The sequence below is a fragment of the Shewanella sp. 125m-7 genome (genome assembly GCF_052977045.1).
The window spans coordinates 49,975-63,539 of the sequence record NZ_JBRILQ010000017.1 but is presented as its reverse complement, the minus strand read 5'-3'; the positions used below and the strand labels follow the sequence as shown (position 1 = coordinate 63,539).

Here is a 13,565-nt window from a genome sequence, read left to right as displayed (position 1 = left end):
TATTCTTATTCATAGCGATTCCCCGCTACAAATCAGCATCCATAAAAAAGCAAATTGTGATAAAAATCAAATTAACTGCGGCAAATATTTGTAACTCAAGGTAAACCAGACGCCACAGCGATATGAACTCATTTCTTAAAAACGCCATTTTATGTTAGCTTCAAGCTCTGTTTAATCGACGGGTAGGCTGCTTTATGCCATCAGAAAAGGACTTCAACACCTTAGACACGATTAACTGCGGCACAGAGGTGCACCTGCAGTTACTTACAGCGACACAAACAATTCGACTACGTAGCCGCTTAATTGGTGTCGATCCGGGGCGCTCGGTTATCTTAGCCTTGGGCAACGACAAAGTTTGGCAAGGTGCCAGCGCCTATATAAGAGAGCGGCAAAGCGTGGTTGTTCGTGTCGTCAATAGCGACGAGCAAGATGCCACTATCTTGGCTTTTAGAAGCACTATCCAACAGGTCGTTAGCGCTGCCGGTCGCTGGCTTATCATCACTTATCCTAAAGAGTTACAAACCGTTTCTTTGCGGCAGCACTCACGTGTGCCTATCAATATTAAAGCGAGCCTCCTTGCATTGGAGTGTGCAGATGTTATTTCAAGCGGTTATTTAAAAGATATCTCAATTAAAGGCGGGGCATTTGTAGGTAAAGCCAGAAGCGATTTTATTGTGGATAGCCAATTTAGACTCGAAGTCGAGTTGGATGGCGAGCTAAAAACCATTGCGGTGACTCTGAAGAATCAACAGGAGTTAGAATCACAACCGGGCTTAGCACAATATGGCTTTGCCCTTGATGCAGAAGCAGAAGCGACAGAGGAGTTGGTGCAGAAGGTGGTGCTGCAGCACTTAAACAGCTAGATAAAAGTGGCTGCCACTGATTAATCCACTGCAATAAAAACTGCAGTAATCGCTTCAGCGAAGGTTACTCAGCGAGCCAGCCACTCATCGTTTGCTACTGAGCCAGAAAAACCTGCTCTATGTTATGCAGTAGTTTTGGCGATTTAAGCTCGGTTTCGCCCGTCATCAAGAACGAAAAATTCTCGGCAATGATCTCTTCTGGATGAATAATATAGTTGGTATTACGGCCAATTTGCTTAAAGAAACCCTTTAGCTCAGACACTTTTACAACTTGTGCATTGGCTGGATCATAAGCGGCGGTATTTGGCTGCTCATCACTGCCGACAATAACAAAGTTAAACTCTAAATAATCAAAAAACTCACCGCCTTTCTCTAGGCTATATTGCTTATCAGCCGAGTACAGAATCGGCACTGCCCAAACCATATTATCGTCGTGGCTAACACGAATGGCAAAGTCGTTGATGGGGGCATCTGGGTTGGTGATTTTTTGCTTGGCAAGCGCCGTAGGAAAGCTAATATCGCCTACAGGGTAGAAGCCTATCGCTTGATATAGCTGCTGCTTCACTTCAGGGTTAAAGCGAGAAAAGATATGCAGTAACTCATGAGCCACTAACCCTGGCAGGCCTTGCTGATTTGCCAGCTGCTTTTGCTGCAAAATAATGGCCTGGCCTCGCGTATAAGCTGCCCCACCCTCTTCTAAGCCAGTGGTTTTAATAAACGCTATCGGTGTTGGCAATGTCACTTTTAACGCCGCTAGTTTAGGCTGGATCTGTGCAAACGCCTGCTTTACCGCAGTACGCTCTTGCTCACTCCAATCTAAGGTTTGCTCTGCAACAAAAGCTAGGTACTCAGCTTTACTCGGACTGTCTGCGCGCTTCATGCGTGAGGCCATATCAAATTGGCTGATGCCACGAACAAAATCATCCTCTTGGGTTAATACGTTAGCGGCATCGACTTTGTTTAAAAACGTAATAGTGTCACTTTTCGCAGCAAGTGCGGCGCTCGATAGCGAAATGCCTAAGCAAAACCACATGCCATAAATAAGTGTCGATATTGTTGCTCTCATACTGCTCATTCCTTTGTTCATATTTGCAATCGACTATAGCAAGTTGTTACCCCTTGGGGACAGTGCTATCACCCTATCGAATTTCGTTCGCGCTAAGCATTTAAGCGAGAGTCATTAGCGCTTAGTAAACAGCACCACATCATTACCCAACACTTCAAGCTCCCAACCGTACTGCTTGGCTATCCATTCAAAGGTTGCCGTTGAATAGAAGTTGATGTGGGTCGGGTCACCTTTATAATGCCACTTGCTAAAAGCCTCAAGATCGCCGGCACGCTTAGTCATAATAACCAGTAGGCCACCCGGTTTTAATAGGCTATCTAAGGTATCTAATAAAGATTTGGCATCAGCCACATGCTCAATCACTTCAGTGATAGTGACAAAATCATATTGCTGCTGTAGCTTTTGCGGTTCGTTGCAATAATAGAGATCATAATTCTCAACCTTAATACCCTTTTCAGCCGCCATCACGCTGATCGTGGGGCCTGGGCCACAACCAAAATCTAAGCCTTGCGCACCTTGTGCAACTCGCTCTAGTACAGGGTTGAGCGCTCTAGATAAAAATTGGCGGTAACCGAGATCATCTGGGTTATTTTGATGTTTATCGTAAATAGCTTTTTCATCTTCAGCGTTGAGCAGAAAGACTTTAGGCACGCTGACCAGTAAGCAATGCTTGCAGCGAACATACTCTCTTAACTTATCTTGATGGAAAGCCTGCAGATCAGGCTGCAGACATAGGGGGCAATGACTCAAAAGATATTCCTAACTCTATTTATTTGGTAATAAGGCTATTTAAAAGGCTTATTCAAAAGGCTTGGGGATTTTGCGATCTTTACTCGCCGCTTCTCGCGCTTCACGTAAGTATTTCTCTTCGCGAGATTCTCGCTGCTTAAATTGTGTTTGTGCTTTTTCTCTTTGCTCGCTTTCCCAATCACCAGACTCTTGCCTTTCAAGCACTTTGCTTTCGCGCTCTTGCCTTTGCGTGGCGGCATCACGCGCTTTTTGCAGCTGCTCATGCTCAACACGTTGCTTGGTTTTTTCTGCTTGTTGCGATAAAGAATGGGCCCGCTCAGTGGTCGCTTCTGGATCCGCCGCGGCTAAATCTAAACTCATACCCATAAAACCAAGAAAAACGAAGAGCTGACTCGTTAATGCTATTTTCTGAATGGCCACTTTTATTCCTTTTATAAGAAGCACTTCTCTAAATGCATATTCTACCCATTTCCTCGATGCTCGCATCGTCTTTTATTTTGTCTGGGCCACTATTTATCTCAAGCGATTGAATTAAATTGCTTAAATTAAAACCGTTAAGTTACAGCAAACCATCACTGCGATTGTTCGCAACGATTTTAATCGGTACTGACTGCTTAACTTATCGATTTCAAAACTATTTTTGATGTAAATGTTCTCTAGATTCAATTTTGTTACATCTTAATTGTACAAAGTGTCAAATAAAGGTATTTTTGACACAAAACTAATAAAGCGACATCAAGTTGATGGCTTTATCATCAACATCAGTGTTGTTTTAACACTGAATAATGGTCATACCAAAAGGGAAGAGTGTATGAGTGTTTCAATGTGGTCTAAGCTATATTCGCGTGTATCTTCTACCGTCCCCGCATTATCTGAACAGCTCAAGCTTTGGCAACACGAGTCTGAGCCGACTGCATTGGCCATTATTCAAGGTTCTCGTTTTTTGGCAGCTAATGCTGCAACGCTCAACTATTTTGAGAGCCAAGAGCATAACTTTCTTCATGCAACACCGTTTGATTTTTCCCCTAGGATCCAATCATCAGGCAGAAACAGCGTCGAATATGGCCTGCAAATGCTCAAAAGAGCCGCTAAAGGTGAAGTTGTATCGATGAGCTGGCTACACATGAGCCAGCAAGGCAAAGAGTTACCCACAGTTGTGGCTATCTATCCTGCTGAACTTGATGAAAAACAAGTCATGATTATTTCGTTTAAGCCTATGAATAGGCGTAAACGCACTAGAGAGACCATCAGCAACGGCTTTGAAACCTTGCCCAAGGAGTTGATGTCAATCACCTTAGAAGACAGTGCTGAAGCGGTTTATATCACCGACGAGAACTATCGAATCTTGGCGGTGAATAAGGCTATGTGTCGTATTTGTGGCTACAGTGCTGAACACCTGCTAACCAAAACTCCTGCCGAAATAAACTTAGAATTACTCGCCGATGACCAAAGTTCTAGCGCGCCATTAAATGGCCGAGGTAGTTGGCAAGGTGAAGTGTGGAAATGCCGCTCTGATGGCTCGACGTTCCCAGCATGGCAGAGCTGCAGACGGATCCACGCTGACAACAAGGTCTTCTATGTAAACCTGTTCAGTGATATCAGTGAAAAAAAGGCGCTTGAGACTAAGCTTACCCAGCAAGCCATGTACGATAAACTTACTGGACTGCCAAACCGCTTTCATCTGATCAAAATTCTTAATAAAGCCATAAGCAATATCAGGCAATCACCTGACAAGATTGGGGCTTTAATGTTTATGGACCTTAATGGCTTTAAGAATGTAAACGATAGCTTTGGTCACTCTACTGGGGATAAAGTCCTACAGCTCGTAGCGGCAAGATTGGAGGCCTGCTGCATAGAGAATGCCGAGATCGCTCGCCTTGGCGGTGATGAATTTACCTTAGTGCTGCCAGAGTGCCATAGTCGGCAAGAGATAGAGGCATTTTCAGAGTTAATATTATCTCTGTTTGAAGCACCGTTTGAAGTCGATGGGCAAAAGTTTTATCTGGGTACAAGCATCGGCATCTCCTTGTTTCCACAGCAAAGTGATGAAGCACATCAGCTGCTCAGCATGGCCGACACCGCGATGTATTCAGCTAAAAAGAGCCCCAGCCATATCCGCTTTTATAACGCGACGATTCGAGAGGCTGCGGAGAAAAAAATACATACCCTCAATGATCTGCGTCATGCACAAAGCTTGAAGCAGTTTAGCTTGGTCTATCAAAGTATCGTCGATCTAGAATCCAGCCAATTGGTTGCTGTTGAAGCCCTGTTACGTTGGCAGCGAAGTAATGGAGAAACCCTTGAAGCTCATGACTTTGTCCCGCTATTGGAAGAGACAGGCTCTATGGTCAGCGTGGGGCAATGGGTATTAGAGCAAGCCTGTTTGCAAATGCTAAAATGGCGTAATGAGTTCAATCCGGCACTAAGAATTAGCGTCAATATTTCTGGATCACAACTTGAACATCCTGATTTTATTTCTATGCTGGAAAACGTCTTATCACGAACACAATTGCCCGCTGAAGCCTTGATTATTGAGATAACTGAAAGCGCATTTATCCGTCGTCCTACATTGATGACAAAAGTGCTCACTCAGTTAAAAGCGATGAACATCAGTATCGCTATCGATGACTTTGGCGCTGGCTTATCTTCATTAAGTCGTTTAAGCACCTTACCAATCGACGCCCTAAAAATAGATCCAGGCTTTGCCCAAGACTTAAGTAGTGCGCAAGGTCGAAATCTTTGCAACGCGATAATACAGCTGGCCCAAACCTTAGATATCTGCTTTGTTGTAGAAGGAATAGAAACGCAACAACAAAGAGATCTGCTACTGACTATGGGGAAAGGCAAAGGACAAGGATATTATTTTGGCAAACCAATAACGAGCGAACGCTATTCGGCAGAGGTGTTAAGTCCAATAACGCGAGAAGATTCGATGCCGCTAGAATCAAGCATCTAAAGCGTGGAGGGTAGCTACGCCAGCACTCTGAATTTAATAACCCAGTGTCGCTCCCTGCAAAAGCTGTTGCCAGCGTAGCCACTACATCATCAGAAGATGATAGGCTTATTAAACCCTATTACAGCCCTAATTAGCGTGATATCAATAGGGTTTTTTCAAGGAATAAACGATGTGAATCACAAAAGTTCACATCGATTAGCAGACTCATCAATACAGCCCATACCTGCAATATGAATCAATAAAGATTCTTAACGATATCTGGCTCTTACTTCTGCTGGCATAGACGCTAGCCTCTGCTCAACCATCGCGCTTAAGGCATGAGTTAACGGCGTAACATCTTGCTGCTGGTCGATCGCCTTGAGCATCATGGCCGCCGCTTCTAATGTTGACAGGCTATCACTGCGGCTAGCTTTGCGTATGGTGTAATTTGACGCAGAATCTAGATCCAAATGCAGCGCAGGATAAGCCTGCAACCAAGGGTTTAACTGCAGTAACTTATACGCCTTACGCCAGGTACCATCTAAAAAAAGTAGTATTACCTCTTCCTCAACCTGAGTCTCGTTTGCCGATACACTATTGTCTGACGGATACACTAAATAAATAGGCTTATTCGACTGCGCTAATTGCTCACGCACCCCTGCAAAATCATCGGGGTTTTCACCCACTACAACTTGCGTGTTTGTAATGACTAACTCTAGCAAGCGCACACTATTTTTGGCATGGCCAACTTCACTCGGATCTTGCAAAATAATCAGTTCAGGTTTGACCTGCATGGTTTGAATACTGGCACACAAACACGCATTTAACGGATAGTGGCAGTTAGGACAAGTTGGACGAGACACAAAACCTCTAAGTATTTGTTTGGAGTAGCCTGCAAATTGTAGCTGAGTGAGGTGACAAATAATATGACTATGGAATACACCAAATATCATCAAATAAAAAAAGCCTGCATAGATGGTTAGTCTGTGCAGGCTAAAGTGTTTCAGGGTGAAACAAAGTTAACTGTTACTATTAGTTATCAGCCGCTCTCGGCAGACAAGCCTAATAAGCGTGTTGCTCTTGATGCCAGTGGTCAAACTTTGGCATCGCCAACATAGCGAGCAACGCAATTGATAAACCACCCATCAAAATCGCCACCGCGAAAGGTGCAGGCAGCGTCGTTTGCTGCACAAGCGCTGTTAGTAGTGAAGCACCGCCCATCTGAATAAATCCTAGCATCGCTGTAGCCGTTCCCGCTCTTTCACCAAAGGCCGATAACGCCATGCTGGTTGCTGGACCAAGTAACAGTGCAAAGCCAATACATAGCAGCATCATAGGTAACATATAGCTATAGGCTGCCATTAATCCCGCTTGTGGCCCAACTAGCTGCACAACGACCTGAGTCACCGCCGATACCAGCATCAATACCAAGGCCAAGATAACAGTTGGTCGGTTACCTAGCTTTTTAATCACCCAAGGTGCCGTAAAACAGGCCACGATATTCACTGCGGCATTTAAACCAAATAAGCCACTAAACGTTAACTCTGACACACCAAGGTGGCCAATTAGCCAGACTGGCGCATAAGACACATAACTCAGAATCGCTGCCATACCCGCCATACAAGAGATGGCATAAAACACAAAATGTGGTTCCGTAATAACAGGCTTATAGCGTGCCCAGCGATATAGAGGGCCATCGGTGACAGTATTTTGTGGGCGAGTTTCAGGTAATCGATAGCTCACTAGCGCAAGAATAACTAAGCCATACAGCGCCATGAAAATGAAGTTCGAGCGCCAGCCAAATTGCAGCGCTAACATGCCACCAAGGGTCGGTGCTAATGCTGGAATAATACAGATCATGCCATTCAAATAGCTGTAGTATCGCGCGCCTTCTTTTGGTGAAAAGCAGTCCCTTACGGCACTAAATACCACTATTGAAGTTGAACAGGCAGCTAGGCCCTGCATCACCCTAGCAATTTGTAGCCAATGAAACTCCACAGCGATAGCAGCTAACACACTACTAATCATGTAAAAAATGATACCGCCAATCGCAACGGGGCGACGACCATAACGGTCTGCTAACGGCCCGATTAATAACTGGCCTGCGCCCATCGCAAACAAGAAAAGCACTAGAGTTGATTGGATCTCGCTAGAAGATACCGAAAACTCAGCCGCCATTGCGGGCATAGAAGGAAGGTAAATATCAATAGCCAAAGGGCTTAAAATCACCATTGGCAATAAAATGGGTAACAAACTGCGGCGCATTATCTTTCTCTGTATTTGGAAAACGAGGCTATAGTAATCAAACTATGGTATGAACAGAAATGATATTATTTCCATACTGAATTTCCACTGAGGAATATCTTTGAAACTTGAGAATCTCGCGCGCATCGATCTTAACCTGCTGGTTATTTTACAAGTCCTTCTGGAAGAAGAGAGTGTCACTCGTGCAGCCAATCGTTTACACGTCAGCCAGTCGGCTCTAAGTAAAAGCCTAAACCGCCTACGAGAAACGCTAGGCGATCCACTTTTTCTGCGCACCGCTCACGGGCTCAAACCAACAGCTCACGCGGTACAGCTGGGAAAAATGCTGCCGCAAAGCCTGCAAGGTTTATATCGATTAACCTTGCCACCAAGTTTTACGCCACATAACAGCACGCGTCAGTTTTCATTTGCTATGGTTGAGAGCGCCTACGAAACACTGATCCCCTACTTTATTGGCACGCTACTCAATCGAGCGCCTAATCTAAAACTTGATAGCTATGTTTGGAATGAAAACTCAATACAAGCTGTGCAGCAAGGTCAGATTGATTTTGGTATTGCGGGGCGAGAGCTGCACCCACAATCAGCCTTTCAAGTCGATAGATTACCTGAGGGCATTGCACACCAAACCTTGTTTACCGATCATCAAGTTTGTTTAGTGCGCCAAGACCACCCCATTATTCCCACAATAGCGGCGGGTCACTGGGATCTAGATATTTATCTTGAGATGTCACATGTTCAAGTTCGCTGTGAAGGCAATGACTGGTGGGCATTAGACTACCATCTGGCGGATTTAGGTCATCATCGCCGCCTAAGCACCACCGTACCCGACTTTTATGGCGCAGCTAGCGTATGTGCCCATAGCGATCTGATTTTTACTTTACCCGCGAGCTTCGCTAAACATGCTAAGAAGCTTTATTCACTCGTTGAGTTACCTCTACCCTTTGAGTTTATTCCTCTCGCCTATGTATTACTTTGGCATGAACGTAATGCGGACGAACCGGGGCACAAATGGGTAAAAGAGATTATTTGCGAAAGCGTAGCGAATGCACTTTCTAGCCACAATGTGCCCAAATAATCTGTAGATAGCTAAGCCATGATGAATGGAGTCGATTAAGATGAAGCTTTATTAACGTGATCTTAGTTTAAATATTCGGCAATATAATATTCAACAGTTAGCCTTAAGCATCACGAACAAAAGACTAAGCCATTCAGTCTTCATTCATCTTCTTCGTGTAAGCTAACATTAAGATATTTTGGAGAACATATGATTTATAGCCAATTTCAAAACAATCCGATGCAGAATCGATTTTCAGGCACTCGCGGTTGGTTAGCTTTCGTTATCGGTCTAGCCTTTATGACACTAGCGCTAGTCGCATTGCCATTTTTACTATTATTTGGCGCTATTACTTTCATCGCACTCAGCCTATTTGGCAGAGTATTCTTAAAGCGTCAACTTGCACGTTTTCAGAAACAACAGGCGACTCAAGAGTTTCATAGCCAAAGTGACGAGTTTCAAGAGACTATTTTCAAAGAGACAGCCTCTACTCCCCGTAAAGGCCGTACATTTGAACACAACCCAAATGAGCCGCTTTAACTAAAACTTAGCTAGAGCTTAGCTAGAGGTTAACTGGGATTTAACTGGAGCTTTTTAGTTCGGCGAACTAATAAGCCAAGCCGTTAAACAAGCATATCAGACGCGTTAAGAGGCCTAGATAATAGGGCTTCAAAGCGCGTCCATTTGTCTGCATTAGTTTCAGCTTTAGCCTGTACCCAAGCAGCGACAGCATCTTCACCTACGCTATAATTAATCACATACGAGCGGTTACGATCGAAGAACTGCACTCGTTGTTTAGCGCGAGAGTCTGGGTACAAAGCACCATCAATCAACATCTTTTCAGCGGTTTCAACATCGATTTGCTTGTCAGTTAAGCGCTGGCTAACATAGTTTTCATAGTAGCCAAGTTTCTTGACCAGCTTTAATACCTTATGAAATAAGGCTAAATCCCCTTCTAATCCAGCAAGCGGCATTAACACATCACGCTCAAAAGCCAACACCTCTTCATCAGACATGATCAAACTCAACGCATAGTTTGCACTGCCCTCTGAAAGGTAGGAAATCGGGCTGTATAGCGGATAAATAGCATATTCTAGCCATTGCTTAGCTTTGACCAACTTCTGCTCTTGTAAGACATTAAATACATGATGTCCTGGATAGCCTTCATGAGAAGCTAGCTCTAAGTAACGCTCAATTCCTAAAGGTTGATCTTGATTTAGCTGGATTAAACTATGGGAGCTTCCCTTGTACCAGTTATATGCCGTCCATACTTTGTCATTCACATATTCAATTTCAAAACTCTCGTTTTCGGGCAAGTCCATATGCTGACAAGTGAGCCTTCTAGCAATATCAACTGAGGCGGTAAATACTGCCGCAGCCTTATCTTTAGGCACAATAAACTGAGATTTAAACTGATTAAAACGCTCTGTCAGTGTGCCTTCCCCAGGTATTAGGGATGCGATATCGGCTAACACCTGCTGGTGCTCGACTAATGAATAGGGACTTAAATGACAGTCGTACAAAGCAATGGCTTCTTCATTAAAGCTCAGTTGTTTACCTTGTAAAAAATTAAGATATGCACCGATAGAGTGCCATTGAGTCTTTAAGAATTGATAGCGTTCGATGAGCTCGCCTGCCGTCAGTTGTGGTGACAAGCTCGCTAACAACTCTGAACCTAATTGATGCTGATGCTGCAGATCTGCTAACGGTTGCCAGTAGGTTTCTTTCTGCCACTCTTTTGGCCCATAGTACGCGTCCACATAATAACAATCATGCTGACCGACAGCCAAAACGAGCTTGATATAGTGCTCAGCGAACTGATTAAGCGAATCTTGTTGTACGTCAAATGATAAGATTGAAGCACTGATTTGTTCAGTATCAAAGTGTGGCAAAAGAACTCCTAGCGAGTAAGTTGATAATCAAAACTACCGCAAAAGTATACAGTATACAATATAGCTAGTCGATTAATCGTTCTGACTAACTAGTCAGCTCACATGTAAAGTAATAGGTACTGCAGGCTTAGATGTTTAAAGGCTTGAGGATAACAATATGGGGATATAATAAGACATTGAACATGAACAAAACTCATTAATTTACCCAAGATAATTCAACCTTAGGTGCGACTCTAGCGTCCTGTAATGATATTTTTTCACTGAAACTGCATAGTTATTCTGAATATAATTCAATTGGTACTAATGGATTTAGCGCTAATCGCAATTTAATAGCGACTGTTTTAGAGGCTCATATAGAGCCAAGCTGGTGTCATCTAGCCCTAGACGCCCAAAAATGACTAGTCTGTAGGCTCAGATAATAGCTCTGCCGCTTTGTTTAATGACACCCGTTCTTCTTGTGAATCAGTCACCGCTAATACAGCATCAACTTGTTGCGCCAATGAGCCCCATAAAGGCAAGATCACCTCTAACTCAGCTTGATTCGCGCGCTCGCGTGCCATTTTAAGCAACGCAGCAGCAGATACCACATCAATACGCCCTAAAATACCATCGGCAAGGGCAATACTCAGCTCAATCATAGCTGGCACGCTATGACCGTATTTAATCACTTCACGTAAATAAGATTCAGCCTGCGACAGGTCCTGGCCAAGCGAGTTGTCGTCATGCAGCATACTTTGCGCGCACGATAACATAGCGTCTACCTGACCTTGCTCTGCCGCTTCCGCCATCCAATAGGCACTCTTTACACTATCTTGATCACAACCTTCACCGCGAGCTAGCATTAAGGCTAAATGAAATTGCGCATGAGGAAATCCGGCCTGTGCAGCGCGATGAATATACTTATAGGCAGCAGGAAAATTATCTTGCTGATAATAAAGCACCCCAAGATTAGCCATCGCTTCAGACTGCTCAAGCTTAGCCGCTTGGCTCAAATATTTTTCAGCCTGCTTAAGATCGATACTAAATTGTTCACTGCCAACCAAATAGAAATAGCCGAGCAAGGCCATCGCGTTTGCAATACCGGCATCAGCAGCCTCAGCAATGGCTAACTCTCCGGCCGCTACGTCCGTGTCTCCACTATAGCCATGGATTAAAGACACACCATGTTCATACAGGGCATTTAACTCTTTCGTCGAGGCTTGGGTGAACCAATAGCTTGCTTGCTTTAGTGAAGCGGTAGAGCGATCTTCAACCGCCTCTTTGCCGCTATCTTGCAATGACTGCTCCTGCTCACGCTGCATCAATGCCCGGGTTTTTAGCGACATACCCACTAAGTACTGAGACTCAGGGTCGCGCTCCATCACCGCGCGATAACAAAGATCTCGACCCGCTAAAGAATCAAAATCTTCGAAGTAATAGTCGGGCTTATCTTGTTTGGTTACCGCCACAAACAGCGATTCAACCAAAGATAGAAGCTGCTTGATCGAACGTTCACTTAATTGCTGTAGTTGCTCTGGAGTAAGGTGATATTTTTCAGGGTGGGCGCCACGGTTGCCATCGCTTCTAAGCTTATGCAATGCACGGGTGGTTTTAACATCGATAAGTCGGCGTTGATTCAACTGCTCGATTCGGTCATAGAGGTTGGGGCTTTCAAAGTGAACCTTCTTCGGCTCAGCCAGAAGACTCGTTAGCTTATGACTGAAGCTACGAACATGCAGTAGCGCCTGCGTAGGCACATCTTTTACGTAGCTTTTAGCCTTGCGATAATCCTCGCCTAACTCCGCTGAAAACAGACTTACGAATTCAATATCGTTCAACAAGACGTTTACCCCTAACTACTACCGAAACAGTGTCGCCGCGAACTAGAGTCGCAATGTTCGACTAACACGCTAACCTTGCTGTGATTGACTCAAAAGTAAAACACAGCAGCATTAACCCAACGCCAATTAGTCCGCGTTATTTTCATTCTCTTGGACGTTACCAGGCGTTTCAGGAGTCGGGCGAGACACCATATACAAACGGAATAATGCAACGTTCACAAACAGGCCGAAAAATGCCACCAGCACTTCGCCAATGAGCTGCACAGGGATACCGCCTAACTGGGTAACTTGTGCCAACATTCCACCAAATAGCGACAATGGAATGTATAGCAACAACACGACTATCGTTTTAAGTACGATAGGGCCACTAAAACTAAAGCTACGTTTAATGGCTTCCATTGGCGTAAGCCTTTCAACCACAACCATAAAGTTGACGAAAGCTAGGCGAGCAAACAGATAAAGCGAGACAACAATACCGATAATCATCAGATTAACATTGACCGCAGCCAAAATCATAACCGGTGCAGCAACGGCCAGCCCCGAGAAAACACCCGCCAACAATAATGGCGGAACAAAGTTCAAACTGGTCTTTAAGATCATGCCATTCGTTGGACTGTGACCTTGAGAACGGATCTCTAAAAATAGGGTTAACGCAGCGATTAAGAACGAAAATACCAACAACAGCACCATCATGGCGACCATGTGGCTTGTGCCAAACTGTGGGTTTTCAAGATCCGCTGCACTAATTTCTAAACTTAGCCATAGTTGTATACCAACTTGTACAAATAAGATTGGCACGAACAAAAATGCTAACTGACTAATATTGTTTCGAAAAAAGTTAAAAGCTTGAGTCATAATTGCTGACAATGGCATAGGGTTTTCCAACAGATAAAATTCAATAACATGAGTTACCGCTAAGG

At 44.3% G+C, this 13,565-nt stretch carries 12 protein-coding genes; 4 read left to right on the top strand and 8 right to left on the bottom strand.

Going from position 1 to position 13,565, the window contains the following annotated elements:
• The first annotated feature begins 194 nt into the window (after positions 1-194).
• On the top strand, positions 195-863 hold the full coding sequence (locus tag ACVBIL_RS10125; protein WP_447166859.1) for a flagellar brake domain-containing protein: 669 nt from the start codon (positions 195-197) through the stop codon (positions 861-863).
• Between the two features lie 94 nt (positions 864-957).
• Here ACVBIL_RS10125 and ACVBIL_RS10120 read toward each other — a convergent pair whose 3' ends face one another.
• The 3 genes from ACVBIL_RS10120 to ACVBIL_RS10110 form a co-directional block, all read right to left on the bottom strand.
• Positions 958-1,929: a hypothetical protein gene (locus tag ACVBIL_RS10120; protein ID WP_447166858.1), complete on the bottom strand. Its 972-nt coding sequence runs from the start codon at positions 1,927-1,929 to the stop codon at positions 958-960.
• 114 nt (positions 1,930-2,043) lie between these two features.
• Complete coding sequence (locus ACVBIL_RS10115; RefSeq protein ID WP_447166857.1) at positions 2,044-2,679, bottom strand: class I SAM-dependent methyltransferase; 636 nt, start codon at positions 2,677-2,679, stop codon at positions 2,044-2,046.
• 48 nt (positions 2,680-2,727) lie between these two features.
• Positions 2,728-3,099 carry a hypothetical protein gene (locus ACVBIL_RS10110; protein WP_447166856.1) on the bottom strand — a complete coding sequence of 124 codons (372 nt, stop codon included), beginning with the start codon at positions 3,097-3,099 and terminating at the stop codon, positions 2,728-2,730.
• 391 nt (positions 3,100-3,490) lie between these two features.
• On the opposite strand from ACVBIL_RS10110, the gene ACVBIL_RS10105 reads away from it, so the two are divergent.
• Positions 3,491-5,635 carry a putative bifunctional diguanylate cyclase/phosphodiesterase gene (locus ACVBIL_RS10105; RefSeq protein WP_447166855.1) on the top strand — a complete coding sequence of 715 codons (2,145 nt, stop codon included), beginning with the start codon at positions 3,491-3,493 and terminating at the stop codon, positions 5,633-5,635.
• A gap of 248 nt (positions 5,636-5,883) precedes the next feature.
• On the opposite strand, the gene ACVBIL_RS10100 is transcribed toward ACVBIL_RS10105, so the two are convergent.
• Together ACVBIL_RS10100 and ACVBIL_RS10095 are read right to left on the bottom strand one after the other, a co-directional pair.
• Positions 5,884-6,477, bottom strand: coding sequence for a tRNA-uridine aminocarboxypropyltransferase (locus tag ACVBIL_RS10100; protein ID WP_447166854.1), 594 nt, complete (start codon positions 6,475-6,477; stop codon positions 5,884-5,886).
• 199 nt (positions 6,478-6,676) lie between these two features.
• A complete protein-coding gene (locus ACVBIL_RS10095) occupies positions 6,677-7,879 on the bottom strand; it encodes a multidrug effflux MFS transporter (RefSeq protein WP_447166853.1) in 1,203 nt (400 codons plus the stop codon).
• Positions 7,880-7,979: 100 nt separating this feature from the next.
• On the opposite strand from ACVBIL_RS10095, the gene ACVBIL_RS10090 reads away from it, so the two are divergent.
• Together ACVBIL_RS10090 and ACVBIL_RS10085 are read left to right on the top strand one after the other, a co-directional pair.
• A complete protein-coding gene (locus ACVBIL_RS10090) occupies positions 7,980-8,954 on the top strand; it encodes a LysR substrate-binding domain-containing protein (protein WP_447166852.1) in 975 nt (324 codons plus the stop codon).
• A 189-nt stretch (positions 8,955-9,143) separates the two neighbouring features.
• Positions 9,144-9,473 carry a hypothetical protein gene (locus ACVBIL_RS10085; RefSeq protein ID WP_447166851.1) on the top strand — a complete coding sequence of 110 codons (330 nt, stop codon included), beginning with the start codon at positions 9,144-9,146 and terminating at the stop codon, positions 9,471-9,473.
• 83 nt (positions 9,474-9,556) lie between these two features.
• Here ACVBIL_RS10085 and ACVBIL_RS10080 read toward each other — a convergent pair whose 3' ends face one another.
• The 3 genes from ACVBIL_RS10080 to ACVBIL_RS10070 form a co-directional block, all read right to left on the bottom strand.
• Positions 9,557-10,825 (bottom strand): hypothetical protein, encoded by a 1,269-nt coding sequence (locus ACVBIL_RS10080; protein WP_447166850.1) that lies wholly within the window; start codon positions 10,823-10,825, stop codon positions 9,557-9,559.
• A 398-nt stretch (positions 10,826-11,223) separates the two neighbouring features.
• Positions 11,224-12,645, bottom strand: coding sequence for a DUF4145 domain-containing protein (locus ACVBIL_RS10075; RefSeq protein WP_447166849.1), 1,422 nt, complete (start codon positions 12,643-12,645; stop codon positions 11,224-11,226).
• Between the two features lie 126 nt (positions 12,646-12,771).
• The gene (locus ACVBIL_RS10070; RefSeq protein ID WP_447166848.1) at positions 12,772-13,518 is read right to left on the bottom strand and encodes a hypothetical protein; all 747 of its coding nucleotides are present in this window, start codon (positions 13,516-13,518) and stop codon (positions 12,772-12,774) included.
• Between the last annotated feature and the right edge of the window lie 47 nt (positions 13,519-13,565).